25 protein-coding genes are annotated in these 26086 nt (G+C 69.0%); 4 read left to right on the forward strand and 21 right to left on the reverse strand.

The window, feature by feature from the left end; genetic code table 11:
* Positions 1–164: 164 nt before the first annotated feature.
* The 18 genes from AC07O4_RS18980 to AC07O4_RS19065 form a co-directional block, all read right to left on the reverse strand.
* Entirely contained in the window at positions 165–3092 is a 2928-nt protein-coding gene (locus AC07O4_RS18980) for a beta strand repeat-containing protein (RefSeq protein WP_495305334.1), read from the reverse strand.
* A 181-nt stretch (positions 3093–3273) separates the two neighbouring features.
* Positions 3274–3864 (reverse strand): DUF11 domain-containing protein, encoded by a 591-nt coding sequence (locus AC07O4_RS18985; protein WP_083259036.1) that lies wholly within the window; start codon positions 3862–3864, stop codon positions 3274–3276.
* 908 nt (positions 3865–4772) lie between these two features.
* Entirely contained in the window at positions 4773–5627 is an 855-nt protein-coding gene (locus tag AC07O4_RS18990) for a response regulator transcription factor (protein ID WP_492738361.1), read from the reverse strand.
* Between the two features lie 97 nt (positions 5628–5724).
* Entirely contained in the window at positions 5725–5955 is a 231-nt protein-coding gene (locus tag AC07O4_RS18995; RefSeq protein WP_495305335.1) for a hypothetical protein, read from the reverse strand.
* Positions 5956–6028: 73 nt separating this feature from the next.
* Positions 6029–6892, reverse strand: a complete 864-nt coding sequence (locus AC07O4_RS19000; protein ID WP_495305336.1) for an intradiol ring-cleavage dioxygenase — start codon at positions 6890–6892, stop codon at positions 6029–6031.
* Positions 6876–7913, reverse strand: a complete 1038-nt coding sequence (locus AC07O4_RS19005; RefSeq protein ID WP_495305337.1) for a branched-chain amino acid ABC transporter permease — start codon at positions 7911–7913, stop codon at positions 6876–6878. The genes AC07O4_RS19000 and AC07O4_RS19005 overlap by 17 nt, the downstream gene beginning before the upstream one ends.
* A 5-nt stretch (positions 7914–7918) precedes the next feature.
* Positions 7919–8893, reverse strand: a complete 975-nt coding sequence (locus tag AC07O4_RS19010; RefSeq protein WP_495305338.1) for a Bug family tripartite tricarboxylate transporter substrate binding protein — start codon at positions 8891–8893, stop codon at positions 7919–7921.
* Between the two features lie 37 nt (positions 8894–8930).
* Complete coding sequence (locus AC07O4_RS19015) at positions 8931–10526, reverse strand: sulfatase-like hydrolase/transferase (protein ID WP_495305339.1); 1596 nt, start codon at positions 10524–10526, stop codon at positions 8931–8933.
* Between the two features lie 12 nt (positions 10527–10538).
* Entirely contained in the window at positions 10539–11399 is an 861-nt protein-coding gene (locus AC07O4_RS19020; RefSeq protein WP_495305340.1) for a branched-chain amino acid ABC transporter permease, read from the reverse strand.
* Positions 11392–12108, reverse strand: a complete 717-nt coding sequence (locus AC07O4_RS19025) for an ABC transporter ATP-binding protein (RefSeq protein ID WP_495305341.1) — start codon at positions 12106–12108, stop codon at positions 11392–11394. The genes AC07O4_RS19020 and AC07O4_RS19025 overlap by 8 nt, the downstream gene beginning before the upstream one ends.
* Positions 12105–12824, reverse strand: a complete 720-nt coding sequence (locus AC07O4_RS19030) for an ABC transporter ATP-binding protein (protein ID WP_062479592.1) — start codon at positions 12822–12824, stop codon at positions 12105–12107. The genes AC07O4_RS19025 and AC07O4_RS19030 overlap by 4 nt, the downstream gene beginning before the upstream one ends.
* A gap of 12 nt (positions 12825–12836) precedes the next feature.
* Positions 12837–14090 (reverse strand): ABC transporter substrate-binding protein, encoded by a 1254-nt coding sequence (locus AC07O4_RS19035; protein ID WP_492685056.1) that lies wholly within the window; start codon positions 14088–14090, stop codon positions 12837–12839.
* Between the two features lie 48 nt (positions 14091–14138).
* Complete coding sequence (locus AC07O4_RS19040) at positions 14139–15206, reverse strand: maleylacetate reductase (protein WP_495305342.1); 1068 nt, start codon at positions 15204–15206, stop codon at positions 14139–14141.
* 22 nt (positions 15207–15228) lie between these two features.
* Complete coding sequence (locus tag AC07O4_RS19045) at positions 15229–16203, reverse strand: tripartite tricarboxylate transporter substrate binding protein (RefSeq protein ID WP_495305343.1); 975 nt, start codon at positions 16201–16203, stop codon at positions 15229–15231.
* A 37-nt stretch (positions 16204–16240) separates the two neighbouring features.
* The gene (locus AC07O4_RS19050) at positions 16241–17704 is read right to left on the reverse strand and encodes an aldehyde dehydrogenase family protein (RefSeq protein ID WP_095747526.1); all 1464 of its coding nucleotides are present in this window, start codon (positions 17702–17704) and stop codon (positions 16241–16243) included.
* 95 nt (positions 17705–17799) lie between these two features.
* Complete coding sequence (locus AC07O4_RS19055; protein ID WP_070059783.1) at positions 17800–18807, reverse strand: hydroxyquinol 1,2-dioxygenase; 1008 nt, start codon at positions 18805–18807, stop codon at positions 17800–17802.
* Positions 18808–18829: 22 nt separating this feature from the next.
* Entirely contained in the window at positions 18830–19339 is a 510-nt protein-coding gene (locus AC07O4_RS19060; RefSeq protein ID WP_070059784.1) for a cupin domain-containing protein, read from the reverse strand.
* 157 nt (positions 19340–19496) lie between these two features.
* Entirely contained in the window at positions 19497–20447 is a 951-nt protein-coding gene (locus AC07O4_RS19065) for a LysR family transcriptional regulator (RefSeq protein ID WP_062479604.1), read from the reverse strand.
* 204 nt (positions 20448–20651) lie between these two features.
* Here AC07O4_RS19065 and AC07O4_RS19070 point away from each other — a divergent pair, with 204 nt between their 5' ends.
* The 3 genes from AC07O4_RS19070 to AC07O4_RS19080 are packed head-to-tail and all read left to right on the forward strand — an operon-like array spanning position 20652 to position 21332.
* The gene (locus tag AC07O4_RS19070; protein ID WP_169805078.1) at positions 20652–20813 is read left to right on the forward strand and encodes a hypothetical protein; all 162 of its coding nucleotides are present in this window, start codon (positions 20652–20654) and stop codon (positions 20811–20813) included.
* A 9-nt stretch (positions 20814–20822) separates the two neighbouring features.
* Positions 20823–21068, forward strand: a complete 246-nt coding sequence (locus AC07O4_RS19075; RefSeq protein ID WP_062479607.1) for a hypothetical protein — start codon at positions 20823–20825, stop codon at positions 21066–21068.
* 12 nt (positions 21069–21080) lie between these two features.
* On the forward strand, positions 21081–21332 hold the full coding sequence (locus AC07O4_RS19080) for a hypothetical protein (protein ID WP_062479609.1): 252 nt from the start codon (positions 21081–21083) through the stop codon (positions 21330–21332).
* 12 nt (positions 21333–21344) lie between these two features.
* Here AC07O4_RS19080 and AC07O4_RS19085 read toward each other — a convergent pair whose 3' ends face one another.
* The 3 genes from AC07O4_RS19085 to AC07O4_RS19095 are packed head-to-tail and all read right to left on the reverse strand — an operon-like array spanning position 21345 to position 24970.
* Positions 21345–23108: a cytochrome c biogenesis protein DipZ gene (locus AC07O4_RS19085; RefSeq protein WP_495305344.1), complete on the reverse strand. Its 1764-nt coding sequence runs from the start codon at positions 23106–23108 to the stop codon at positions 21345–21347.
* A 25-nt stretch (positions 23109–23133) separates the two neighbouring features.
* Positions 23134–24498 carry an ATP-binding protein gene (locus tag AC07O4_RS19090; RefSeq protein WP_495305345.1) on the reverse strand — a complete coding sequence of 455 codons (1365 nt, stop codon included), beginning with the start codon at positions 24496–24498 and terminating at the stop codon, positions 23134–23136.
* Positions 24499–24550: 52 nt separating this feature from the next.
* Entirely contained in the window at positions 24551–24970 is a 420-nt protein-coding gene (locus tag AC07O4_RS19095) for an organic hydroperoxide resistance protein (RefSeq protein ID WP_062470958.1), read from the reverse strand.
* 193 nt (positions 24971–25163) lie between these two features.
* Between AC07O4_RS19095 and AC07O4_RS19100 the strand changes: the two genes are divergently transcribed.
* Positions 25164–25904 (forward strand): response regulator, encoded by a 741-nt coding sequence (locus AC07O4_RS19100; protein ID WP_062470956.1) that lies wholly within the window; start codon positions 25164–25166, stop codon positions 25902–25904.
* The last annotated feature ends 182 nt before the right edge of the window (positions 25905–26086 follow it).

A 26086-nucleotide genomic window follows, 5' to 3' on the forward strand; every position in this document is an offset into this window, starting at 1 on the left:
CACCGCGTGGGGATCAGAAGAAACGAAAGAACTTTTTCGTTTGCGCCCTCGCCTCGACAGAGGAAGAGAGAAGGCGCAAAGGAAAAACGCACAGGCTTTCGCATGCCTTGTGCGAGGGAGCCGACGGGCTCGCACCCGTCGGCTCCGCTTCACTCAGGCGAAGCTCAGTTGTTGACCTTCACGGAGAACAGCAGCGTGGCGCTGCCGCCAGGTGCCACGGTGTTGCTTGCGCTGCCGCAAGCCACGGTGGTGGCGGTGCTGCTGTAGGCCAGGGCCGTACCAGACACGCCGGTGGACGTGCACTGGGTGGGGGCCGGAGGCTGCGTCGCACCGGTGAAGGAGGTGTAGGCCGGCACCGCGTCGTTGATCGACATGTTGGTGACCGGTGCCGCGCCTTCGTTGGTGGCAACGACGCGGTACACGATGCACTCACCGGGCTTGGCGACCAGCGGAGCCGACGAGGACGGGACCTCGGTGCCATCGCAGTTCGTGTCCAGTGCCTGCGTCTTCACGAGGCGCATCTGGCCCGTGATGACCGTGGTCACGTCGGTGGCCGAGGGCGTGCCGCACGAGGTGGCGCCTGCCGGGAAGGTCACCGTGACGGTGGCCGTGTCCACGGCACCTGCCGAAGCGCCGCCCGGTGCGAACACCTTGACGAGCAGCTTCTGCGTGCCGTTGGCCGCCAGCGGGCCCGGGATCGTGCCGGTCACCAGCGTGTCGCCGCTGCCGATCTGGCCGTCGCCGTCCACGTCGATGTACAGCGCGGTGGTCCAGCCAGCCGTCACGTCTGCCGCCGGCAGCGTGGCCGACACGGTGTACGGGCCAGCGCAGCTTTGCGTGCCGGTGTTGGTCAGCGTGTGGGCGTACACGACCGAGCCGCCGGGGGCGATCTGGCCGTTGTTGTTCGGCGTCAGCGTCGCACCGTAGGTCACGGCCTGGGTCACGGTCACGGCATCGGTCTTCGTGTCGATCGCCACGGCGCCCGTCGACGTCACGATGGTGGAACGCACCTGGAAGTACACCAGCTGGCCGGTGACGGGCGTCTGCGAAGCAGGCGGCGTCACGCAGGCATCGACCGGCGTCTGCGCGTTGGCTGCAACGTCCACCGTGGTGATCGCCGCACCCGTGCAGGTGCCACCCGCCGCCACGAACTTGACGGTCCAGCCTGCGGGCAGGCTGCCCGGGAAGCTGTTGGTCTGGCTCGCCGCCAGGCTGTAGGTGTTGGCCACCGTGTCGTTGTTCTTGACGAACAGCGTGAAGATCGCGCCGGTGCCGGCAGCGGTCGTCTTCGTGGTGGTCGGCTGCGGGCTCGGGCCCGTGCCCACGTCGCCGTTGCCGGTGTTGCCTGCGGTGCCGTTACCGGTGGCCGTGTTGGTCAGGTCGACCAGCACGCCGATCATGGCGTTCAGGGTGTCGCGGGTGGATTCCGTCTTCGTGCTGTCGCCCGTCGAGGTACCCGTCACGATCGCGCTGAACGGACCGGTGGGCAGCGTGCCGGGAGACGGCAGCGTGGCGGCGAGCACGAACTGCACGCTGCCGTTGGCCGCGACCGGACCGGTGTCGGGAATGCCGTCGCTGTTGTTGTCGATCAACGGCGTGACACCGTCGGCGGCAAAGAACTTGAAGGTCGTTCCGGCCGGGAAGGTGCCCAGGGCGGCCGTGAGGTTCACGACGTCCGTGGCATTGCCCGTGTTGAACACCGTCTGCGTGAACTTCACCGTGGCGCCCATGGCCGCGCTGGCGACAGTCGTCGTGTCGGCTGCGGTCGTGTTGGGGTTGCCCACCGCCGTGTCCAGCGAGGTGGTCGGGCTGCCGGAAGCAGAACCGAGCACGATGCCGAAGGTGCCGATGACGTTGTAGCTCGCGGGGTTGGTCGGCGAGCCCGTCGTGCCCGGGTTGTCCGACGTGACCGTCGTCGGCACAGTCACGGGGTTGTACTTGGCCGTGTTGGTCGTGGTCGACGTGCCGATGGCCGCCGTGTTGTTGACCATCACGACGAAGCTCACCGTCTGCGTGACGTTCGGCGGCAGCGAGGCCACCACGAAGGCCAGCGTGTTGCCGGTCGCGGTGAAGTCGATGGCGTTACCAGCCACATCACCCTGCGGTGCGTCCGTGAGCGCCGTGCCCGGTGCATTGCTCCAGACGGCCGAACCCGGCACGTACGTGAAGCCTGCGGGCAACGTGTCGGTCATGACGAACCGGCCAGCCGCACCACCCGTGTTGTTGAACTTCAACGTATAGGTGGTGTAGACGCAGCCTGCTGCGGGTGCGCCAGCTGCCGTGGTGGTAGCCGCGCAACCTGCGACCGAGCGCGGACCGCTCACCGATGCCGCGGGCCAGGTGCCGCCATTGGCCGACCAGGCGACCGACGGAACGCTCAGGCTCTTGGTGGCGTTGAAGGCCGCCTGATCCGTGAGGTTCACGTTGTCGACGTCGGCCGCTTGCGTGTTACCCGCCGCGTACAGCGCCGGCGTGCCTGCGGTGGCCGTGATGGTCGCTGCGACCGGCGAGGTGAACGTCGACGACGAAGCGGTGCTCGGGATCGAGTACGCCACGACGAACGGGAACGTGCCGTTGCCACCCGCCACGGTCTGGGCCGGGACGTTACAGACCGCACCCGGAACGACCGAGCACAGCGCGGTCGTGCTGTCAGGCACGCCGTCGGCGTTCGCGTCGGCGAACACTTCGACCTTGGTGAAGCCGTTCGGGCTGGCCGGTGCGGCCACGCTCAGCGTGAACGTGTCGGTGCCGTTGCCCGTGTTGGTCAGCACGTGCGGCGCGTACACGGTCGTGCCTGCAGCGCCGGTCTTGGTGTTGACCACATTGGTCGTCACCGTGGTGTAGGTGTCCAGGTTGAACGAGCCGACCTGCTGCACCGTCGTCTGCACGAGGTTGGAGGTGGCCAGTTGGCTGGCACCGTTCGGGTCCAGGTAGGTGGCCGAAGCCTGGTTACCGATGATGGTGTTGGCGGGTGGAGCCGCAGCGAGTGCGCCGGAACTTCCAAAAAGGAAGCTCAGCGTCAGGGCTGCTGCGCCCGCCCAGAGCGCGCGCGGCGCGGGGCCGGTGCGACGGGCAGACAAGGTAGGGATCACTTGGGTTTCTCCTCGGGGGTTGGGGTCAAAAAAGGTCAAAAAAAGGACGAACTCACCCCGGCCGGGGATTTCCGCGAACGGAAACCGGCAATGGAAAAAACCAGCGGGGTCTTGAAGAAAAGAGAGAACCGGCCGTCAGGGCGGCTCAGCGCCGCCGACGGTCGTCGTCAGCGCGGGAAGCTCAGGGCGTGCTGCGCGCAACCTTCTGCGCGTCGGCACCAGCGGCCACCGGCGCGGGCGGCACCACCACTTCAACCTTGGCGCGCGCGGTCACCGCGGCCGAGCCGTTGGCGGGCAGCTGGCCCAGCGTCCAGCGCAGCGAGCGGTACTCGTTGTAGGGCACCGGCTCCGACTTGCCGTTGACGACGCGCGCCAGCGGCTCGGCGGCAAAGGCGCCGTCCTTGGTCGCGGCCTTGACCAGCGTCGCGCCGGGCTTGGCGGTCTTGGGCAGGTATTCCAGGCCTTCGGGGATCGGCAGGTTGGCCACCAGGCCGGTGACGGCCTTGCCCGTGTGGTTGGTGTAGGTGGCCGTGTACTCGAGCACGTCGCCCGGCTTGACCGAATCGGCCGCCACCAGCTGCTCCTTGCCCTGCGCGTCCTTGACCACCTTGGCCTGCGTCAGCACGACCGCGACGGTCTTCTTCTGCGCGGCCTCGGTGGGCGCGGGCGCGGCCTTCGTGCCCTGCGCGGCGGCCATGCCGCCCAGCCCCAGGGTCATGGCCACGCCGAGCCCCAGGCCGAGGCGAACGGTCAGCCGGACCACCGGCGACATGAATGAATTCACTTGAGACGAACTTCCGATAGACATAGACAACTCCTAAAAAACAACTTCAAAGCCAGACCGAGGCAACACGAAGATCAAACCGACTTGACCTGTGGCCTCGCGAATTGGCGTCGAAGCCATTTCCCAGCCACTTGCAGCACACCACTGACACACCGGCATCGGCGACGACCGCCTCCGATGCCCACTCTCGGCCTCACGCAAGCACTCCCTTTTCGAGCCGCTTCCATGAGCCATTTACCACGTTCATATTATTTTCTGAATGTTTACAAAAACAATCGAACGTCCGCGATCCGCCACTTGCAATGGCCGAGGGTTCCGTGAAAATGTCACGAGAGGCCCTCCAAAGTTAACAACTGTGAATACAGATGTAATCTGGACGTCTGCTTAGATTGTGAATAAACCTGCAATTTGAGTGTGATCAATTTCACAAGCGGATCGCCTCCAAGTTGTTGATGTGTTTGAATAATTTCACTTCCACATCAACCCGCCGCCTCACGATCCCCCAATGTTTCAAGGGAGAAACGAGGCCCTTCGAGCGGCCTCGGACTGGCCCCCTGGGGCCACTTCGAAACTAAATTTACAAATTCACAGACTGTGTAATCAGGCCCCGTGAATTTCAGGGACGGCATGCGCGACCTGTCCCCCAATGGTTTCAATCACTGGCAGCGTGAAATACGGATTGATGGATTTTTCAAAATCCAATTCCATTCAAACAGACACGGCTTCGCCATTGGCCTGAATTCAATTCAAGCCAATCCCGGCCGGCTCACTTCGCCGGAATTCATTCGTTGGTCTGCCGACGCCCGGCCTCAATTCGGAGGCGAATGGGCGAACGTCTTTTTTCAAGGTGACCTTGCGTCACCCCTTCGGATGCCGCGGGCGCTGCCCGCGAAAACTCACTTGCCGTGCCGGTTGTGCGCGCGCTCCAGCGTGTAGCCCACGCCATAGAGCGAGCGCACGCGGAATTCGCCCGCCACGATCGATGCCAGCTTCTTGCGCACGCGCGACACCAGCGCATCGAGCGACCGGCTGGCGCCCAGCTCCCCGTTGCATCGGGGCCCCTGGGGCAGTTGCTGCCGCGACACGGGCGTGTCGAGGTGGCGCACCAGCACCCGGGCGATCTCGAATTCGCTCGGCGTCATGATGGCTTCGCGGCTCGCGTACTCGACCGCGAGGCGGCTGCGCACGAGCTGGAAACCGTACAGGCCATGCGGCTTCGCGTTCCGGCGCAGCGATTTCCTGCCGCACAGCGTCGACACGCGCGCCACGACCTCTTCCGCGTTCCAGGGGCTCACCAGGAAATCGTCAACGTCGAACACCGACACGCGGGGCGTTTCCAGCACGCCGCGCGACCGGGTCAGCACGACCACCGGAGCGGTGGCCGCACGGCTGGCGCCGATGCCGAACAGGATTTCCGGCAGCGCGCCCTCCATCGTCTCGCCCATCAGCAGGAAGAGCCCGACGCCAGGCATCGAGGCGGCCTCCAGCAGGTCTTCCTCGTTGACCACGCACAAGGGACTGAAGCCGGCGTCCTTCAACCGGCCTCGCAGCCAGTCGATCTCTTCGCCGGAATCCGTCAGCACCACCACCCGACCGTTTTTCTGTTCCACCCTGTCCACCATCGCTTCCCTTTTCATCGCTCCCCGCATGCCTCTCACAATGGAGTGGAATGTATTAACGTTTATGTACAGTCGATAGGGAAAAGTGCCGATATTGACCAACGGAAACAGGTAGCCCTGTTCTTTTGTCATCGTGTGCAAACAAACTCACACTAATGGGGCGTCACCCCCTCGACACGGGCGGATGGAATCCCGGATCAGCCTTCCATTCCGCGAAGGCCGAACGCGCTCAAACCCTCTCGGAAGTGGCCTCGGACGCAGGGGCCGCCTTGCGCGCGGACAGCCTTTCGAGCAGCCCGACGAGCCAGCACATCGGGCAGCCGCGCAGCAGCAGCAAGGCGCCGATGACGGCGGGCGGCGCGATCCAGGGATGGGCGGACGACAGCAGCACCGCCAGCGCGATGAGCACAAGCGCTCCCGCGCCGCGAAGCAGATGCCAGGTGATGGAAACAGGACACATGGTGCAGGGCTCCTTGGGAATGGACACCTGCAAGAGAGGCGGCGAACCGCCGAAACGGTTCGCGGCCCCCTCCTCACCTCCCAGTCGGCTCGAGCACGAACGCGAAGTCCAGCGTGTGGAACGGCCCGTCCTGCACGCTGCCGTCGGGCGCGCGACCCGGGCCATGCGCCATGAAGTCGCCGATGAGCGAGCTGCGCACGCCGAACACCGCGTCGCTGTCGAGGTAGGGATCGCCCTCGCGGAAGACGTGCGTGATCAGCGTCTCGTAGCCCGGCGCCTGCACCATGAAGTGCACGTGCGCGGGCCGCCACGGATGGCGCCGGGTCGCGCGCAGCATCGCGCCCACGGGCCCGTCGGTGGGAATCGGATAGGCCACCGGCGCCACGCCGCGAAACCACAGCCGGCCCTCGGCGTTGGTGCGGAAGATCGCCCGCCCCTGCAAGTGATCGCCGGGCCGCTGCACGTCGTAGAAGCCTTCGGCATCGGCCTCCCACACGTCGACCACCGCATCGGCGACGGGCTCGCCGTCGCGCCCGCGCACGGTGGCCTGCACGAACAGCGGCTCGCCCACCGCGCCAGCCGCGATGTCGCTGCCCAGCGGCAGCTGCGGCGCGCCGGCCACATGGAAGGGGCCGAACACGGTGGCCTCGGTGGCCTGAGGGCTCTTGGCGTGGTTCATGGCCACCGTGAGCATCGACAGGCCCAGGGTGTCCGACAGCAGGATGAACTCCTGGCGCTGCGCGTCGCACTTCTGGCCCGTGGCGGTGAGGAAGTCGATGCCCGCGGCCCACTCGGCCTCGGTGAGTCGCACCTCGCGCGCGAAGTCGTGCAGGTGGCGCACCAGCGCCGACAGCACTTCCTTCAGGCGCGCGTCCTCGCAGCCGGCCATGCGCTCGAGCACGGCGGCGGTGATGGTGTGTTCATCGATGTTGCGCATGGGCGTCGGGCTCCGGGTGGGAAGAAGGCGCGTGCGGCGCCGCCAGGCGTCGCTGCGTCGGGAACAGGGACCAGGCCCAGCGCTGCTGCGCCCAGCCCCACAGCCCCTGCTTGAAGAAGATCGTGGCCACGATGGCCAGCAGCCCGAGGCCGAGCAGGTACCAGGTGCCGTAGTCGCTCAGGAACTTGTTCAGCGCCCAGAACACCAGCGCGCCCACCAGCGGCCCCTCGATGCGGCCGATGCCGCCGATCACGACCATGAAGATCGCGAAGGCGGTCCAGTTCGGCGCGAAGGCCGCGTCGGGGCTGATGCGCAGGTTGCCCACGAAGTACAGCGCGCCCGCCAGCCCGGCGCCGAAGGCCGCCACCACGTACACCGCGAGCTTCATGCGCGCCACCGGGATGCCCTGCGATTCGGCGGCCATCTCGTTGTCGCGGATCGCCAGCAGCGCCAGCCCGAAGCGGCTGCGCAGGAACAGGTAGACCAGCGACACCGCCGCCACCACGCAGCCCAGCGCCATCCAGTAGGTGACGCTCTCGCGCGTGGCGCGCTCGATGCCGCGCAGCGCCGTGAGCGTGGTGCCCGAGCCGCCGCCCACCGCCGACACGTTGGCGAAGCTGAGCCGGAACACCTCGGCGATCACCCAGGTGCCGATGGCGAAGTAGCCGCCCGACAGCCGGAACGCCACGAAGGACACCGGCACCGCGATCAGCGCGGCGGCCAGCGCCCCCAGCGGAATCGCCACGAACGGATTCACGCCCGCGAAGTTGCCCAGCATCAGCATCACGTAGCCGCCGAAGCCGAAGAAGGCCTGCTGCCCGATGCTGACCATGCCGCCGTAGCCGGCCAGCAGGTTCCACATCATCGCGAAGATGAAGTAGCAGGCGATCTCGACGAACTCGCGCATCCAGCTGGGCTCGCCCCAGAAGGGCAGCGTGGCGGCCACCGCCACCAGCGCGGCGGCGGTCCAGCCCGCGCGGCGGCTGCTGCCGGTGTCGATGGTGACGACGACGCAGGTCATGGCGCTCAGTCCAGCTGCAGCTGCACGCGCGCGGCCACCTGGCCCCAGCGCTGGTGTTCGGCGCGCAGGCGGCGCGCCGCTTCTTCGGGCGTGTTGGCCACCACCTCGAGGTCCATGGTGGCCAGCCGCTCGCGCAGCTCGGGCGCGGCCAGCGCCTTCGCCACTTCGGCCTGCAGCCGCGCCACCACGGCCGGCGGCGTGGCGCGCGGCATGGCCATCATCTCGGCGAAGCTGGCGTCGTAGCCCTTCACGCCCGCTTGCGCCACGGTCGGCACCGTGGGCTGGCTGCCCAGGCGCTTGCTGCCGGACACGGCGATCGCCACCAGCTTGCCGTCGCGGATGATCGGGCCGACCGTCGGCGAGGCCAGGAAGCCGCAGGGCACCATGCCGCCCATCACGTCCTGCATGGCCGGGCTCGGGCCGCGGTAGGGCACGTGCTGCATCTGCACGCCGGCATCGGCCAGCAGCATCTCCATCGCCATGTGGCCGGGCACGCCGGGGCCGCCCGAGGCGTAGCTCATCGGCTTGGCCCGGGCCGCGGCCAGCAGCTCGGGCAGGGTCTTGATGCCGGCGCCGGGAAAGCACACCAGCTCCTGGCTGAACGCCGCGAGCTGGGTCACGGGCACCAGGTCTTCCATCGGGCGGATGGCGAGCTTGCGGTACAGGTGCGGGTTGATGGTCAGCATGGTGTCGGGGCCGACCAGCACCGTGTGGCCGTCGGTGGCGCGCGCCACCTCCTGCATGCCGATGTTGCCGCCCGCGCCCGGCTTGTTGTCGACCACCACGGGCTGGCCCAGCGCCTTCTGCAGGGCCGGCTGCATCAGCCGCGAGACGATGTCGCCCGGCGCACCGGCCGGGAAGGCCACCACCAGCCGCACGGGCTTGGTGGGCCAGGTGTCGGCGGCGTGGCCGGGCGCGAGGGTGGCGAGCACGGCAGCTGCCGCCATGCAGGCCGCGAGAGGTCGGCGGAAAGCGTTCATGGGATGTCTCCTTTTTTGAATTGGGGTGCGCGCTCGCCTACCAGGCGCCGATGAGGATGCCGGCCGCCAGCTCGCGTTCGTTCCAGCGCGCGATGTCCTCGGGCGCCACCGTGGGAAAGCGCCGCCGCTGGCGCAGCCAGTCGAACAGCAGGCCCAGCATCTGCTCGCGCACCGCGGCCAAGGCCGGGTCGCGGCCCAGGTCGACCAGCTCGTCCGGGTCGGCCTGCATGTCGAACAGCTGCGGCGGCAGGTCTTCGAAGTGCACGAACTTCCAGCGGCGCGTGCGCAGCATCGTCATGTGGCAGCGCTCGACGGGTTGGGCCAGCGGCAGGCGCACCTCGTCGCGGAAGGCGAAGCTGTTCTCGCACACCACCAGGTCCTTGCCGGCCGCGCCGGCGTGGCCGTGCAGCAGCGGGCGCAGCGACTGCCCTTCGAGCCATTCGACCGGCTGCGGCAGGCCCAATGCATCGAGCATGGTCGGCACGAGGTCGATGCACTCGACCAGCGCGTCGCTCACCGTGCCGCGGCGCGCGTCGGCCTCGGCGCGCGGATCGACCACGATCAGCGGCACCTTCACGATCGGGTCGTGGAACAGCTCCTTCTCGCCCAGCCAGTGGTCGCCCAGGTAGTCGCCGTGGTCGCTGGTGAAGACCACCAGCGTGTCGCGGTCCAGCCCCTGTTCGGCCATGAAGGCGAAGAGCCGGCCGAGCTGGTCGTCGACCTGCTTCACGAGCCCCATGTAGGTCGGCACCACGGTATTGCGCACCTCGTCGCGGCTGAAGTTGCGGCTCACGGTCTCGCGCCGGAAGCCCTCGACCACCGGGTGGGCGTCGACGCGCTCGGCCTCGCTGCGCACCACGGGCAACATGTCGTCGGGCCCGTACATCGCGTGGTACGGTGCGGGCGCCACGTAGGGCCAGTGCGGCTTGATGTACGACAGGTGCAGCACCCAGGGCGCGTCGCCGGCCTCGCGCATGAAGTCGATCGCGCGGTCGGTCGTGTAGGACGTCTCGCTGTGCGCGCCGGCGATGTGCGCGGGCCGGTCGGCCCAGCGCATCTGCCAGCCGCTCAGGATCTCGCCGTCGGGGCCACGCCCCGAGTTGGCGAAGTCGTGCCAGGGGTTGTCCGATTCGTAGCCCTGCGCGCGCAGCCAGTCGCAATAGGCATTGCCCGTGACCTTGAAGCCCGGCGGCCAGATGCCGTCGTCGCGCGCGTAGGGCTCGAAGCCGCCTTCCATTGCGAGCCGGCCCGCGCCCTGCGTCGGGTCGATGCCCAGGCGGTGGGCGCCCTCTGTGTCGGCCTCGACGTGCGTCTTGCCGACCAGCGCGCAGCGCACGCCGTGCGGACGCAGGTGGTCGCCCAGCGTCTTCTGCCCCACCGACAGCGGCACGAAGTTCCACATCGTCCCGTGGCTGCTGACATAGCGGCCGGTGTAGGTCGACATGCGCGAGGCGCCGCAGACCGCGCCCTGCGCATAGGCATGACTGAAGCGCACGCCGCGCGCGGCCAGCGCATCGATGTGCGGGGTCTTCAGGCGCGGGTGGCCGTAGCACGAGAGGTGGTCGGCGCGCAGCTGGTCGCACATGATGAACAGCACATGCTTGAGCGGCGCGGGGGAAGTCTTGTCGGTCATGTCGGAAGGCGGTCAGCGTGTCTTGGGGAACAGTCCCTGCGGCCGCAGCACCAGCACCGCGAGGAACACGAGGTGGCCGAACCAGATGCCCCAGCCCGGATCGATGCGAAAGCCGATCTGCTGCGCGATGCCCAGGATCATGGCGCCGGCCAGCGTGCCCCAGAACGAGCCCATGCCGCCGATGATCACGGCCTCGAAGGCAAACAGCAGCAGCAGCGGGCCGTCCGACGGCGACACCGTGGTGCGCATGCCCTGCAGCGCGCCGGCGATGGCGATCAGCACGAAGGCGATGCCCGTGGCCAGCGCATAGACCTGCTTGGCTTTGAGGCCCATCAGCTCGGCGATCTCGCGGTCGTCGGACACCGCGCGGAAGGTGCGGCCCAGCGGCGTGCGCGTGAACATCCACTGCATCGCGCCCGTGGCCGTCACCGCGACCGCCAGGATCACCAGCGGCAGCGCCCCCAGCGCCAGCGTGTCGCCCAGCGGCACCGAGGCGGTGGCCAGCGCGCCGACCTCGATGGCGCGCGGATCGGCCGAGAACAGCTCCAGCAGCAGGTTCTGGATCACGATCGACAGGCCGAAGGTCACGACCAGCGAAGGCAGCGGGTCCTTGCCCAGCGTGCCGTTGAGCACATGGCGCTGCAGCAGGTAGCCGAAGCCGAAGGCCAGCGGCAGCACCGCGAGCACCACCCCCCACGGCACCGCGGCGCCGGTCATCGAGATACCGGCGATCACCGCGAAGGCACCCAGGATGATGAAGTCGCCCTGCGCCGTGTTGGTCAGCCGCATGACGCCGAACATCAGCGACTGGCCGAGCGCGAACAGCGTGTAGAGGCCGCCGAGCAACACGCCCTGGAGCAGGGTTTCAAGCATGGGAGTCCTCGATGCCGAAGTAAGCCTGCGAGATCTGCTCGGGCGTGAGTTCATCCGAGCGCCCCGTGAGCGACACGCGCCCGTCCTGGAAGCAGTACACGCGCTGCGACACCTGCCGCGCCATGCGCACGTCCTGCTCCACGATCACGACCGTCATGCCCTCCCCCGTGATGGCCGGCATGGCCGCGTAGATTTCGCGGATGACGACCGGCGCCAGGCCGAGCGAGAGCTCGTCGCACAGCAGCACCTCGGGGTTGCTCATGAGCGCGCGGCCCAGCGCCACCATCTGCTGCTGCCCGCCCGACAGCGAGGTGGCGGGCTGGCGCCGCTTCTCGGCCAGGATCGGGAACAGGCCGTACAGGCGCTGCAGGTTCCACGGCCCCGCGCGGCGCGGCGTGGCGCCCATCAGCAGGTTCTCTTCCACGCTGAGGCTCGGGAACAGGCGCCGGCCTTCCGGCACCATCGCCAGGCCACGCCGCACGATCTCGCCGGGCGGCAGGCCGCCGATGGGTTCGCCCTTGAAGCGGATCGCGTCGGAGGGCGCGCGCAGCAGCCCCGTGAGGCTTTTCAGGAAGGTCGACTTGCCCGCGCCGTTGGCGCCGATGACCGCCACCAGCTCGCCCGCCGACAGCGTGAAGTCGATGCCGAACAGCGCCTGCGCGTCGCCGTAGAAGGCCTGCAGGCCGTGGGTGTCGAGCAGCGCGTTCATGCCTCGATCCCCATGTACACGCGCCGCACCTCGGGGTCGTTCATCACCGCGCGCGGCGCGCCTTCCGCCAGCTGCTGCCCGAAGTTGATGACGAACAGCCGGTCGGCCAGCGACAGCAGCGCATGCACGACGTGCTCGATCCAGATCATGGTCACGCCGCGCGCCTTGATGCGTTTCAGTTCCGCCACCAGCACCGCCGCCTCGGGCTCGGTGAGCCCGCCCGCGATCTCGTCGAGCAGCAGCAGGCGCGGCTTGGTCGCGAGCGCGCGCGCCAGCTCCAGCCGCTTGCGGTCGAGCAGCGTGAGCCCGCCGGCCGGCTTGTTGGCGTGCGGCGCCAGACCGGTCTGGGCCAGCACCTCGTGCGCCGTCTCCCAGGCCTCGCGCTCGGCCTGCTGGCCGCCGAAGCAGGCGGCGGTGACGAGGTTCTCGAACACGCTCATGTGGCCGAAGGGCTGCGGCACCTGGTAGCTGCGGCCGATGCCGGCGCGGCAGCGCTGGTGCGGGCGCAGCCGCGTCACGTCGCGGCCCGCGTACTCCACGCGGCCGGCGTCGACGCGCGCGTCGCCCGAGATCAGGTTGAACAGCGTGGTCTTGCCCGCGCCGTTGGGCCCGAGGATGCCCAGCGTCTCGCCCTCGGCCACCGCCAGCGTGATGCCGTCGGTGACCTTGAGCGCTCCGTAGGACTTGCTCACGCCGTGCAAGGCCAGCAACGTCATGGCAGCCGTCACTCAGAGCAGGCGCAGCGCGCCGCCGGTGGGAATGGCCTTCGCGGCCTCGTTGTTCACCAGCGTCAGCTCCACCTTGCGCTGCTTGCCCTTGCCCCACTGGCCGAGCACCAGCGGCGTCTTGCTGACGTTCTTGAACGGACCCTGCCCGCCCCACTTCACGGGGCCGACCACGGAGTTGATCGAGGTCGCGGCCACGGCGTCGCGCACGTCGCCGGCCTTGAGCGACTTCGATCGCGACAGCGCGTTCGCCGCCACCTCGAACAAGGCATGCGCGAAGCCGATGGGCTGCGTCCACTGCTTCTTCGTGCCGGCTTCGTAGGCCTCGGCCAGCGCCTTGGCGCTTTGCTGCGTGAGGCTGGAGCTGAAGGGGTGCGACGGGCTCCACCACACCTCGGTCGACAGGCCCTCGCCGAGGTCGCCCAGCGCCTCGATGGCCCCCGGGAACAGCAGCGCCTTGCCGAGCGTGATCACCTTCGGCTTGAAGCCCTGCTGGCGCGCCTGCGTGAGGAAGGTCTTGGCGTCGGGCGGGATCACCACGCCGGTGACGATCTCGACGTTGTCGCGCTTGAAGGCCGCGATCTGCGCGCTGAAATCCTGCGTGCCGTTCTGGAAGCGGCCCGGGTCGGTGAGCGTGAAGCCCATCTGCGCGAGCGGCTTGGGAAAGCCCAGCTCCTTGTCGCCCCAGGCATTGCCGTCGCCGTCGTTGGGGAACAGGCCGCCGACCTTCTTGTTGGTGGCCACGGTCTTCCAGCCGTTGGTGAAGGTGGCGATGACGTCTTCGAGCCCCCAGAACAGGTGGTAGGTCCAGTTGAAGCCCTTGGCCGGGTCGCCCTTGCGGCCGAAGAACCACGGCTGCCACGGCACCACGCTGGAGATGCAGGGCACCTCGTTGAGCTCGCAGGCGTCGCTCACCGGGTTGGCGGTCTCGGGCGTGCCGGCGGTGAGCACGAGCGCGACCTTGTCCTTCAGGATCAGGTCGTTGGCCACCTCGCCCGCGCGGTTGGGGTTCGACTGGCTGTCCTTCAGCACGATCTGCACGGCGTACTTCTTGCCGCCCACGCTGATGCCGTCCTTGAAGGCGGCCTTCATCTGCTCGATCACCCACTTGTCGGCCTCGCCGAAGGGCGCGAGCGGCCCGGTCTGCGGCGACACGTAGCCGATCTTGAGCGTGTCGGCGGCGAACACCCGCGGCGCGGCGCCCGTGGCGGCGAGCGCGGCGGCGGCCTGCGTGAACTGTCTGCGGTTGAATGTCATGGCTGTCTCCTTCGTTGTTCGTGTGTGTCTTCGATGCGTGCGCCGTGCCTAGCCCGGCGGCTCGCCGTCGAAGGCGCGTTGCAGCAGCGCGCGGATCGCGTCGCGCTCGGCCGGGCCGAAGGGCCGCGGGTTCCAGTACGGGTTGGCAACGGCGATGTCGGCCGCGCGGTCGAGGTCGGCAGCGCGCATGCCGATGTCCTTCAGCGCCACCGGCGCGCCGTTGTCGCGCGCCAGCGCAAAGACCGCCGCCGGTGCCGACACGCCGCCGAGCGCGCGCGCGATGCGCGCCATGGCACGCGGCGCGGCCTGTGCGTTGAAGGCGAGCGCATGCGGCAGCACGACCGTGTGCACCTCGGCGTGCGGCAGGTTGAAGCTGCCGCCCAGCGTGTGGCACAGCTTGTGGTGCAGGGCCATGCCCACCGCGCCGAGCACGCCGCCGCAGAGCCAGGCGCCGTACAGCGCATCGGAACGTGCGGCCAGGTCGTCGGGCTGCACGCGGATCGCCGGCAGTGCACGGGCGAGCGCCGCGATGCCCTCCTCGGCCATCAGGTCCATCACCGGGTTGCTGTCCTGCGCGTACAGGCCTTCGGCCGCGTGCGCGATGGCGTTGATGCCGCTGGTCACGCTCAGGCCCACGGGCAGCGTGCGCGACAGCTCGGGGTCGTAGATCACGGTGCGCGGCAGCACGCACGGGTCCTTGCCGGTCTTCTTCAGGCCGTTCTCGGTGAGGCCGTAGATCGGCGTCATCTCGCTGCCCGCGTAGGTGGTGGGAATGGCGACGATCGGCAGCCCGGATTCGAGCGCGATGGCCTTGCCCAGCCCCGTGGTGGAACCGCCGCCCAGCGCCACGGCGCAATCGGCACCGAGTTGGCGCGCCAGGTCGCGGGCCTCGCGCGCCGTCTCGACGGGCACGTGCATCACGGCGCGGTCGAACAGGCCGGCCGCCTGCGCGCCGAGCGAGGCCGCCACGCGCTCGGCCTGCGGGCGCTGCTCGGGGGTGCACAGCACCAGCGCTTTCTTCGCGCCCAGCGCATCGATCTCGCGCGCCAGGTGGCGCAGCGAACCGGCGCCGAACACCACGCGCTGCGGATGGGTGGTGTGGATGAAGTCGTGCATGGCGCGCTCCTTTTCTTTCTGGCTATTCGAGGCTCAGGCGGCGCTCGCGCACCAGCCGGGTCCACTTGTCCTGCTCGGTGCGCAACACGGCGGCGAACTGCTCGGGCGTGTTGGCGATGCCCGTCAGGCCCTGTTCGCGCAGCCGCTGCTGGAACGCGGGCTCGGTCACAACCTTGCGCACCTCGGCCTGCAGCCGGTCGACCACGGCGCGCGGCGTGCCGGCCGGGGCCAGCAGGCCGACCCAGGAGTTCACCTCGAAACCGGGGTAGCCGCTCTCGGCCACGGTCGGCACGTCGGCATAGGCGGCCACGCGCTGCGCGCCGGTCTGGGCCAGGGCGCGCAGCCGGCCCGCGTTGACATGCGGCTGGGCCAGCACGGCCGAGAGGAACATCATCTCGACCTGCCCGCCCAGCAGGTCCTGCTGGGCCGGACCGCCACCGCGATAAGGGATGTGCGTGACGAAGGTGCCGCTCACGGCCTTGAAGTACTCGGCCGTGAGGTGGTTGCTCGAGCCCGGCCCGACGCTGGCGTAGTTCAGGCGCCCCGGCTGCGCCTTGAGCAGGCCGACGAAGCGCACGAAGTCCTTCGCCTCGACCTTCGGGTTGACCACCAGCACCAGCGGGTTGCTCGCCACCTGCGTCACGGGCTGCAGGTCTTTGGCGATGTCGAAGCTCAGCTTCGGGTAGACCAGCGGGTAGGTCGCGTAGCTGTCGAACACCATCAGCAGCGTGTGGCCGTCGGGCGCCGCGCGGGCCACCTCGGCGCCCGCCAGCGTGCCGCCGGCGCCGCTGCGGTTGTCCACGATCACGGTCTGGCCGAGCGCAGCCTGCAGGCGCGGCTGCAACTGGCGCGCGACGGTGTCGACGATGCCACCCGGCGGAAAGCCGACGACCAGCCGCACCGGCTTGGTCGGCCAGGCCGGCGCCTGGGCCTGCGCGGCCATGCCCCACAGCAGCGTGCAGGCGACCAGGGCCCGGGAAAGGATCGAGAAAGACATCGTGTGCGTCCGTCGGGTTGGAAGAAAAAGGAAGACGTCAGCGCACGAAGTGCGGCGGAATCTGCGCGTCGACGTTGACCCACACGCTTTTCACCTGCGTGTACTCGCGCATCGCGTCGAAGCCCATCTCGCGGCCGTAGCCGCTCTGGCCCACGCCGCCGAAGGGCGAGCCGGGGTTCACGCGCTTGTAGCTGTTGATCCAGACCATGCCGGCGTGCAGGTCGCGCGCCACCTTGTGGGCGCGCTGCAGATTGCTGGTCCACAGGCCGCTGCCCAGGCCGTAGTCGGTGCCGTTGGCGATCTGCATCGCCTCTTCGTCGCTCTTGAAGGTGAGCACGGTGACGAAGGGGCCGAAGACTTCTTCCTGCGCCACGCGGTCCTGGTACGAACGGGCGCGCACCACGGTCGGCTGCACATAGCAGCCCTGCGCCAGGTCGCCGCCGGGCGCGCCGCCGCCCGCCAGCACCTCGCCGCCCTGCGCCTGCGCCACCTCGACATAGCTCAGCACGCGGTCGCGGTGCTGGGCGCTGGTGAGCGGGCCCATCTCGGTGGCCTCGTCGAGCGGGTTGCCCAGGCGGATGGATTGGGCCAGCGGAATGAACTGCTCGAGGAAGGCGTCGGCGATCTTCTCGTGCAGCATCAGCCGCGAGCCCGCGATGCAGGCCTGGCCCTGGTTGTGGAAGATGGCCCAGGCGCTGCCGTTCACGGCGGCCTGCAGGTTCGCATCCTCGAACACGATGTTGGGGCCCTTGCCGCCCAGCTCGAGCTGCACCTTCTTCAGGTTGCCCGCGCTGGCCTGCACGATGCGCCGGCCGGTGGCGGTGCTGCCGGTGAAGGCGATCTTGGCGATCTCGGGATGCTCGGCGATGTACTGGCCCGCCACGCTGCCCAGGCCCGGCAGCATGTTGACCACGCCGGGCGGCACGCCGGCCTCGGCCATCAGCTCGGCGATGCGCAGCGAGGTGAGCGGCGTGATCTCGGCCGGCTTCATCACGATGCAGTTGCCGGCCGCCAGCGCGGGCGCCATCTTCCAGCTCGTGAACATGAGCGGGAAGTTCCACGGCACCACCTGCCCGACGATGCCCACGGGCTCGCGCAGCGTGTAGTTGAGAAAGCCCTCTTCCACCGGAATGGTCTCGCCCTGGAACTTGTCGGCCATGCCGCCGAAGTAGCGGAAGCACGCGGCGGTGCGCGGCACGTCGAGCCGGCGCGAGTCGCGGATGGGGTGGCCGGTGTCCAGCGATTCGAGCCGCGCGAGTTCTTCGCCATTGGCCTCGATGAGGTCGGCCAGCTTCAGCAGGATGCGCCCACGGTCGGCGGCGGCCATGCGGCTCCACTTGGGGAACGCGCGCTTCGCGGCGGCCACGGCCTTGTCGACGTCGGCCTTGCCGGCCAGCGCGACCTGGGCGATGGGCGTGTTGTCGTGTGGGTTCAGCGTGGCGAGCGTCTCGCCGGATTCGGCGTCGACGAAGCGGCCGTCGATGAAAAGCTGGTGGCGGATGAAAAGAGCGGGCATGGGTTCTCCTCGCCCTCCCCGCGCGGGGAGGGCTGGATGGATGGGTGGCGGGAAGAAAGAAGCGGCGGCGCGCCGGCCGGTCAGAACTCGACCGGGATCTCGGGCGACTCGCCCTTCTGGATCTCGTAGACCAGGCTGGGCGAGCCGTTCTCCCACACCAGCAGCATCGAGCGCTTGGGGCTGAAGCCCTGGTGGCGGCAGTAGGCGGGCATGGCGGCCATGTCGCCGGCCTTCATGATCACGCGCGCCATGGGCTTGCCGGTGTTCTTGTCGCCGCAGTCCCAGTGGATCTCGTCGGTCATCTGGAAGAACCACTCGACGCGGTCGTTGCCATGGATGATCGGCAGGATGTGCTCCTCGGTCGTCGGGCACATGTAGCTGTGCTTCACCACCGAGGTGAAGCTCGGGTTCCACGTGACCTGCGAGCGGCTCAAAAAGCCGAAGAGGTTGAAGGCATGCACCTCGTTCTCGAAGCCGGGCTCAGGGTGCAGCTCGGGCTGGCCCTGCGGCACGTCGGCGAAGGCGCGGTTGACGGGCGCGCCGCGCGCGTCGCTGCGCAGGTCGAGGTCGCCCTTCAGGCCCACGCAGCGCTTGGCCAGTTCGCGCGCCCGGGTGATCTTGGCGGTGTTGTTGCCGCTCTTGCGGCCGTAGGGCGAGCCGGTTTCCTGCGGCGCGGCGAAGGGATCGAAGGCCTCGTTGGTCCAGTCGTCGAGCATGGCCTCGAAGGTGGCGCGGATCTGCGCCGTGGGGAAGTTCTCGAGCAGGTCGATGCCGGCGTCCTTCATGGTGCCGTTGAAGCTGCCGGCGTACAGGTCGACCGAGTCGTAGTGGTTGATGGTGCCGAACACGTTGTCGAAGTTGACCCAGCCGTAGAAGAAGCCCCAGGCCACGTCGCGCATCAGCGCACGCAGGTAGTTGCCGGCGTCCATGGTGTGGCTCATGGGACGCCCGTCTCGGGTCTTCCAGGTGATGTGGGCGAAGTACTCGTCCCGGCGAAAGCCGAAGCTGCCGAGCGAAAAATCCTTGTAGCCGAGCGTGGCATCGGGCTGCGATGCGATGACCTTGGCGAGTTCTGCGGGTGCGTTCATGGTGTGGCTCCTGGATGCGGGTTCAGTGCGTCTGGCAGATGTCGGCCCATTTCTCGACAGACAGATCGCCCTTGCAGGTCTGCAGCACGATCACGCCGGGGTCGCCGGCCACGCGAAACTGGTAGGCCGTGTTCTTAGGCAGCAGGCCCTGGTGGCCGCGCGAGAGCTTCATCCAGCCCATCTTCTTGCCCTGGGGTTCGCCCTTCACGCGCACCGCGCCGTTCTTCTCGGTGTCGGCCACGGCCTGGGCCGCATCGAGCTGCACGAGATGCACCTCGACCTCGCCGTCCATCACCAGCGCGAACTCGTCGTGGGCGCAGGTGAACCAGGGCGAGGTGCCTTCGGCGCGCAGCGTTTCCAGCACGTAGATCTGGTTCTGGCCGAACACGACCTTCTCGTAGGGCTGGCTGATGCTGGCGATCTCGAAGCAGTTGGAGAACGCGTAGTGGCGCACGTCGTCGTCGATGGGCTCGACGTGGCCTTTCTCGAAGTGCTTGAGGGACCCGAAGCGGGTCTGGTATGCGACGGTCATGGGTGTCTCCTGAGGTGCCGGACGATGCAGCGTGGTGGCTGCGATGTGTGCACTGTAGGAAACGGGGGGCGCGAGCGGTAGGCCCGAAACGCGGGCCGCATTGTTCGGCAAATCCGTTCAATGCACAGGGTTTACCCCGGAACCGGCCGCGCTCGCGTCAGGCGTCCCAGATCAGGCCCGGCGGCAGCAGGCCGCGTTCGATCATGGCGGCGTCCCATGGCGGCACCTTGGAGAACGCCTGGGTCAGGTGCTCGATGAACAGGCGCAGCTTGAAGGCATTGCGCGAGGTGCCCGCGTACACCGCGCTGAGCGAGAACGACGACAGCTGGTGCGCCGGCAGCACCACCTCCAGGTCGCCGCGCAGGATCGCCTCGCCGGCCACCAGCGTCGGCAGGCAGACGATGCCGGCATGCTCCATGGCGTACTCGCGCAGCAGGTGGACGCTGTTGGTGAGCAGCGCGGCGCTCATGTACAGCGTGACCTGCTCGCCCGCGTGATGGAAGGTCCAGCGGTCGCGCGTGGGGTAGCCCGAGTACAGGCCGAGCGTGTGCTTGTGCAGCTCGCGCGGGCTCGCGGGCCGGCCGTGTGCGCGCAGGTACTCGGGCGTGGCGCAGAACACGCGGCGCACCGGGAACAGCGGGCGCGACACCAGCTCGGTCGACGCCGCCGGAAAAATCTGCAGCGCGCAATCGACGCCCGCCTTCACCGGGTCGACCACCGCATCGCTCACGATGAGCTCCAGGTGAATGTCCGGAAAGCTCACCTGGAAGGCGCGCAGCAGCGTGGCGAAATGCCCCAGCACGAACCCCGTGAGCGCATGCACGCGCAGCGTGCCGGTGGGTCCGTCCTTGGCGTCGCGCATCTGGTCCATGATGTCGTTGGCCCGCCCGACCAGCTCGACGCAGTCGCGCAGGAAGGCCTGCCCCACGTCGCTGAGACGGACCACGCGCGTGCTGCGGTGGAACAGCGGCGCGCCGACGTGGTCCTCCAGCTGCTTCACGCGGCTGGTCACCACCGATTTCGACACCCGCAGCTGGCGCGCGGCCTCGGCGAAGCTCTGGGTCTGTGCGACCCGCACGAAGGTCTCTATGTTCTCGAGGCGGTCCATGGGGCATGCAATGTAGCGGTTGCGCGGCGGCGGCCGGTCGGCCGCACGGGTGTGAAGTACTGCGCAATCCCGCACGGAGATTGACCGCACCCTTCTCAATTCGCCCACAAATGTGAGCATTTCCCTGTGAGATTGTTAATACGGCAACTATTGTCCTGCCCCGAAGCACCCGAGGTGCACAAGAAATCGAAGCAGGGAGTTCCCATGACCAAATCCACGATCACCGTGATGCTCGCGCTGGCGGCATCCGTTCTCATGAGCGCCTGCGTGCACCACCACGCGCCGCCGCCGCGTGCGGAGCCCGGGCCGGCGCACAAGGGCGGCAACTTCTGCCCGCCGGGCCAGGCCAAGAAGGGCAACTGCTGATCGCCCGCCATGCTGAACCCGTTCCTGCGTGACATGACGCCCGACGAACTGCCGACCGGCACCGCGCGGCCAGCCTACATCGCCCTGCTGCCCGTGCTGGCCTATGTGCTCGTCGCCATCGCCTTCCTGAGCATGTCGGTGGTCGTGCCGAGCCTGCTCGTGGCCTGCCTGTTCGCGACCGCGGCGGCCATGTCGCTGGGCGCGGGCGTGGTGCTCGGCATGAGCATCTGGATCTTTCCGCAGCTGTCGAGCTGAGGGCCGCACGCGATGAGTACTTCCAACGCTTCCGTCTTCCGCGTCCAGAGCTGGCGCACGACCCTGCTCGCGGCCTCCGTGGTGCTGCTGATCGTGATGGCGCTGCTCATGAAGTGGCTGGTCGAGCTGCAGGTGGAAACCGCGCAGGAACGCCAGCTGCGCGAAGCCGTCGCCCGCGAGGCCGACGCCCGCTGCTTCGTGCTGCCCACGCGCCAGGAGGTCGACACCTGCCGGGCCGTCAACGCGGCGGGCCTGACGCCCTGACCGGGGCGCCGCTCAACCGAAGGTGAACGCGTAGGCCTGCGCGCCGGCGTCGAGAAACTCGATCTCGAACAGGCGCTCCCTGCCGCTGCCCGCCGACTGCCGCACCAGCTGGTACAGCTTCTGCGCATCGACCACGCCGTGGCCCTGGGCATCGGTGTCGGCGCCGTGGTCCGCCAGCGGCGGCTGGCCGTCGACCCGCACCGTGAAACGCACCGGCTTGCCGTCGGCCATCGGGCCGAGCACCAGGTGCAGGTCGCGCGCCTTGAAGCGGTAGGCGATGCGGCCATTGGCCTGGTTCAGCACGGCCCGCTCACCCTCCACCGTCCAGTCGCCGCCCAGCGACCACTGGTTGGTGCGCAGCGATGAAACCACGGGCTCGTAGGCCTTCGCACGGTCGCGCGCGATGCCGCCGGGCGACGCGAAACCGTGCGCGCGCGCATGGCCCAGGTAGGTTTCGCCGGACTGCGCCGGCTCGGCGCCGGGCGCGGCCTGGGTGCCCTGCCCCTGCGGCGCCACCAGCCCGTCGGCGACCCGGGCCTGCCCGGCTTCGGCCAGCAGTTGCTGGATCACCTGCTCGGCCTTGTCGTAGCGGTTCTCGCCGAACTGGTGATGGCGGATGCGCCCCTGCGCATCAACGAAGTAGAACGCCGGCCAGGCCTGGTTGTCGAAGCCGCGCCAGATCGCAAAGTCGTTGTCCAGCGCCACCGGGAACCCGATGCCCAGGTCTTTCACGGCCTTGCGCACGTTGGCCGGGTTCTTCTCGAACGCGAACTCCGGCGCGTGCACGCCGAGGACGACCAGGCCCGCGTCCCTGTACTTGTCGGCCCAGGCGCGCACGTAGGGCAGCGTGCGCAGGCAATTGATGCACGAGTAGGTCCAGAAGTCGACCAGCACCACCTTGCCGCGCAAGGCCTCGGGCGTGAGCGGCACCGAGTTGATCCATTCGGTCGCGCCGGCCAGCGAAGGCAGGCGGCCCTCGACGCGGAGATCGCGCGCGGGCAGCGGGGCCGGGCGGGTGTCCGCGACGCGCACGAAGCCGGTGTCTGCGCGCTGTGCCTGTGGCGCGTCTTGGCGCAGCGTGTCCACCAGCGCCTGTTCGAGCGCCGACGTGGTGCCCAGCGACAGGCGCGCGAGCCAGCCGGTGTCCAGCCCCAGCGCGATGGCGCCCACGCCGGCCAGCACCGCGGCGCCGGCGAGGCGCCGCACGCCGTCGCCGGTCGGCAGCGTGCGCTTCAGCGCCGACAGCAGCCGGCCGCCGGACAGCAGCGCCACCGCGAGCGAGGTGCACGCGCCGGCGGCATAGGCGAGCAGCAGCAGCGAGGTGCCGACGCTCGCGCCGTTGAGCGCCGCGCCCGTCAGGATCAGCCCGAGGATCGGCCCCGCGCACGGCGCCCAGAGCAGGCCCGTGCCCACGCCGAGCCACAGCGGCGAAAACACCGAAGCCTGCCGTCCGTCGGACAAACGCAGGCCCAGCGCCACCAGCGGCCGGCTCAGGCGCTCGGCCACGCGCGGGAACAGCAGCGTCGCACCGAACAGCGCGAGCAAGGCCATGGCCGCGTAGCGCCCGTATTCGTTGAGCGTGACGATCCAGCCGCCGCCCACCGCGGCCAGCGTGGCGACCACGGCGAAGGCCAGCGCCATGCCCATGAGCATCGGCAGGCCGTGCGAGCGGAAGGGTCGGTCGGCGCGTGCGAACACGAAGGGCAGCACCGGCAGGATGCAGGGGCTCAGGATCGTGAGCACCCCGCCCAGGTAGGCGATGAAGAGGATGAGCATGGTGTGAAAGATGGGGGGATCGGGTTCAGCGGGCGGGCGCGGCGGCCAAGGCCAGCCGCGCCTCGAGCCCGCCTTCGGGGCGGTTGTGCAGCGTGAGTTCGGCGCCCATCGCCATGGCCAGCTGGTGCGCGATGGCCAGGCCCAGGCCGGTGCCGCCGGTGCTGCGGTTGCGCGAGCTTTCGACGCGGTAGAAGGGCTTGAGCACCGCGTCGAGTTCGTCGGGGGGAATGCCCGGGCCGTTGTCGAGCACGCTCACGACGAGGCGGCCGCCCTCGCCTTCGGTTTGCACGCGCAGCGTCACGTCGTTGCCGAACTTCAGCGCGTTGTCGATCAGGTTCATCAGGATGCGGCGCAGCGCGTTCGGGCGGCTCACGATCGGCGCGCCGGCCCGGCCGTCGAGTCGCACCTGCTGGCCCACGTCTTCGTAGTCGGCCACCATGCTCTCGAACAGCGCGTCGGCATCGATGCGCAGCGGCGGCTCGGTGGCGCCGTGCAGCGTGCGCGCATAGGTCACGCCTTCGCGCACCAGTGCGTTCATGGCGTCCAGGTCCTGGCGGAATTTCGCGCGGTCGTGCGTGTCGTCCATCAGGTCGGTGCGCAGGCGCATCCGCGTGATGGGCGTCTGCAGGTCGTGCGAGATGGCCGCCAGGATTTCGACGCGCTCCGCCATGTAGCCCGCGATGCGCTGCTGCATGGCGTTGAAGGCGCGCGCCGCGTGCGCCACTTCGGTCGGGCCCTCTTCCACCAGCGTGCGGCCCTTCAGGTCAGGCCCAAGCTGGTCGGCCGCCGCGGACAGCTGCGCGAGCGGCCGCGTCACCAGCCGCACCGCGACCCAGGCGCACACGGCCAGCACCAGCAGCTGGCCCACCAGCAGCCACATCACCCAGCCCGACACCGGCATGCCCACGCGCATGGCGTGCACGACCACGGACGAGCCGTCGCCCAGCCGCACCTCGATCTGCAGGCCTTCGGGCGGCCAGGCCACCTCGCCGACCTTGACGACTGGGAACGGGCGCATCGCATCGACGATGGCCGCGGCAAACTGCCGCGAAGCCTCCGAAGCAGGCGCGCTGCCCTGCGCGCTGCCGCCCAGCACGAAGCGGTAGTTGCGCCGTTCCAGCCGGTCGAGCCAGCCGGCGCGCTCCGCCGCGGGGAGCCGGTCGAGGATGGCGACCGAGCTCGCGATGTCGCGCTCGATGCCGATCATCATCAGCTCGCGAAGCGCCATGTTCCGTTCGTAGCGGATCGCCGCGAAGGTGAGCAGCTGCGCGATCGCCAGGCCCACCACGATGATCAGCGTCACGCGGGAGAACAGCGAGCCGGGCAGCAGCCGGCGCCAGCGCGGCGCCGTACCGGTCGGATTCGCAACGGGATTCGCGGAAGTGGACATGGACAGCTTCTTCGGTCAGGCGGCGTGGCGATGCGTCATCAGCGCAGCGGGCTCACACCAGGTGGATGGCAACGTCGATGTTGCCTCGGGTTGCCTTGGAATAGGGGCAGGTCTGGTGCGCGGCCTCGGTGAGGGCCTGCGCCACCTCGCGGTCCAGGCCCGGCAGGCTCACGTTCAGGCGCGCCTGCAGGAAGTATTCGCCGCCCGCCGTGCCCAGGTCGACCTCGGCATCGACGGCCAGGTCGGGCGGCAGCGCGACCTTCATCTTGCCGGCCGCCTTGCCCATCGCGCCGATGAAGCAGGCCGACCAGCCGGCCGCGAACAGCTGCTCGGGGTTGGTGCCGGTGCCGGCGCTGCCGGGCGACGAGAGCTTGATGTCCAGGCGGCCATCGGAGCTGCGCGCCTCGCCGTCGCGGCCTCCCGAGGAGGTGTGGGTCTTGCCGGTGTAGAGGACTTTGTCGATGCGGGTCATGAGGGTTCCTTGGTTGCAGGGTGGTTGGAAAACGCACGGATTGTTGGGCCGACCGCCCCCTGCCGGATCGCCTTCTGTATGCCTGTGTATCTGGCCCGCGAAACCACACACTACGTTTCCACGGCCACCCCCGGCGCGCCGCCGGAACGCTACATTGCGGCTGCGGCGCCGTGCCGCCACCGCCTTCCCTGCCATGACGCCCAAGACCTCCGACCACATCCTCATCGTCGACGACGACCGGGACATCCGCGAACTGCTCACCACCTACCTGGTGAAGAACGGCCTGCGCGTGGTCGCGGTGCCCACCGGGCGCCACATGCGCGCCGCGCTCGAGGCGTCGGGGCCCTTCGACCTGATCATCCTGGACCTGATGCTGCCCGGCGAAGACGGGCTCACGCTGTGCCGCGACCTGCGCACCGGCAAGTACAAGGCCACGCCCATCCTCATGCTGACCGCGCGCAGCGAGGAAGCCGACCGCATCCTGGGCCTGGAGATGGGCGCCGACGACTACCTGGCCAAGCCCTTTTCCGCGCGCGAGCTGCTGGCGCGCATCCGCGCCGTGATGCGCCGCACGCGCATGCTGCCGCCCAACATGGGCACCGTCGAGCCCTCGCAGAAGCTGGGGTTCGGCGAGTGGCAGGTCGACACCGTGGCGCGCCACCTGATCGACGACGCGGGCGTGATGGTGGCGCTCAGCGGCGCCGAGTACCGGCTGCTGCGCGTGTTCCTCGACCACCCGCAGAAGGTGCTCAGCCGCGACCAGCTGCTGAGCCTGACGCAGGGGCGCGAGGCCGAGCTTTTCGAGCGCTCCATCGACCTGCTCGTGAGCCGGCTGCGCCAGCGCCTGCGCGACGATGCGCGCGAGCCCCGCTACATCAAGACCGTGCGCAGCGAAGGCTACGTGCTCGCTTCGGCGGTCGAAGCGAGAGACTGACCGACGCCACGCTCTGGCACTGGGTCGGATGGCGCACCTCGTGCGCGAACCCGCCCGCGAAGAACAGCAGCGCGAACCAGAGCTTCTTGAATCCGCGAGGACGCGTCATGGGAATTTCCTTCGGGCGATGAGTGGATGACGGGCGGATTGTTGGCCGCCTTCTCACCACGCAACGGGCATTG

This window comes from Variovorax sp. GW821-FHT09D04 (assembly GCF_059416405.1).

Excerpts from the sequence above, each read along its gene's own strand:
- AC07O4_RS19010 (WP_495305338.1), bottom strand. The coding sequence starts at position 8,893 with ATGAACGCTTTCCGCCGACCTCTCGCGGCCTGCATGGCGGCAGCTGCC.
- AC07O4_RS19055 (WP_070059783.1), bottom strand. The coding sequence starts at position 18,807 with ATGAACGCACCCGCAGAACTCGCCAAGGTCATCGCATCGCAGCCCGAT.
- AC07O4_RS19040 (WP_495305342.1), bottom strand. The coding sequence starts at position 15,206 with ATGCACGACTTCATCCACACCACCCATCCGCAGCGCGTGGTGTTCGGC.
- AC07O4_RS19000 (WP_495305336.1), bottom strand. The coding sequence starts at position 6,892 with ATGCGCAACATCGATGAACACACCATCACCGCCGCCGTGCTCGAGCGC.
- AC07O4_RS19035 (WP_492685056.1), bottom strand. The coding sequence starts at position 14,090 with ATGACATTCAACCGCAGACAGTTCACGCAGGCCGCCGCCGCGCTCGCC.
- AC07O4_RS19095 (WP_062470958.1), bottom strand. The coding sequence starts at position 24,970 with ATGACCCGCATCGACAAAGTCCTCTACACCGGCAAGACCCACACCTCC.
- AC07O4_RS19025 (WP_495305341.1), bottom strand. The coding sequence starts at position 12,108 with ATGAACGCGCTGCTCGACACCCACGGCCTGCAGGCCTTCTACGGCGAC.
- AC07O4_RS18985 (WP_083259036.1), bottom strand. The coding sequence starts at position 3,864 with ATGTCGCCGGTGGTCCGGCTGACCGTTCGCCTCGGCCTGGGGCTCGGC.
- AC07O4_RS19015 (WP_495305339.1), bottom strand. The coding sequence starts at position 10,526 with ATGACCGACAAGACTTCCCCCGCGCCGCTCAAGCATGTGCTGTTCATC.
- AC07O4_RS19100 (WP_062470956.1), top strand. The coding sequence starts at position 25,164 with ATGACGCCCAAGACCTCCGACCACATCCTCATCGTCGACGACGACCGG.
- AC07O4_RS19085 (WP_495305344.1), bottom strand. The coding sequence starts at position 23,108 with ATGCTCATCCTCTTCATCGCCTACCTGGGCGGGGTGCTCACGATCCTG.
- AC07O4_RS19060 (WP_070059784.1), bottom strand. The coding sequence starts at position 19,339 with ATGACCGTCGCATACCAGACCCGCTTCGGGTCCCTCAAGCACTTCGAG.
- AC07O4_RS19030 (WP_062479592.1), bottom strand. The coding sequence starts at position 12,824 with ATGACGTTGCTGGCCTTGCACGGCGTGAGCAAGTCCTACGGAGCGCTC.
- AC07O4_RS18990 (WP_492738361.1), bottom strand. The coding sequence starts at position 5,627 with ATGACAAAAGAACAGGGCTACCTGTTTCCGTTGGTCAATATCGGCACT.
- AC07O4_RS19045 (WP_495305343.1), bottom strand. The coding sequence starts at position 16,203 with ATGTCTTTCTCGATCCTTTCCCGGGCCCTGGTCGCCTGCACGCTGCTG.
- AC07O4_RS18995 (WP_495305335.1), bottom strand. The coding sequence starts at position 5,955 with ATGTGTCCTGTTTCCATCACCTGGCATCTGCTTCGCGGCGCGGGAGCG.
- AC07O4_RS19070 (WP_169805078.1), top strand. The coding sequence starts at position 20,652 with ATGACCAAATCCACGATCACCGTGATGCTCGCGCTGGCGGCATCCGTT.
- AC07O4_RS19065 (WP_062479604.1), bottom strand. The coding sequence starts at position 20,447 with ATGGACCGCCTCGAGAACATAGAGACCTTCGTGCGGGTCGCACAGACC.
- AC07O4_RS19020 (WP_495305340.1), bottom strand. The coding sequence starts at position 11,399 with ATGCTTGAAACCCTGCTCCAGGGCGTGTTGCTCGGCGGCCTCTACACG.
- AC07O4_RS19090 (WP_495305345.1), bottom strand. The coding sequence starts at position 24,498 with ATGTCCACTTCCGCGAATCCCGTTGCGAATCCGACCGGTACGGCGCCG.
- AC07O4_RS19005 (WP_495305337.1), bottom strand. The coding sequence starts at position 7,913 with ATGACCTGCGTCGTCGTCACCATCGACACCGGCAGCAGCCGCCGCGCG.
- AC07O4_RS19080 (WP_062479609.1), top strand. The coding sequence starts at position 21,081 with ATGAGTACTTCCAACGCTTCCGTCTTCCGCGTCCAGAGCTGGCGCACG.
- AC07O4_RS19075 (WP_062479607.1), top strand. The coding sequence starts at position 20,823 with ATGCTGAACCCGTTCCTGCGTGACATGACGCCCGACGAACTGCCGACC.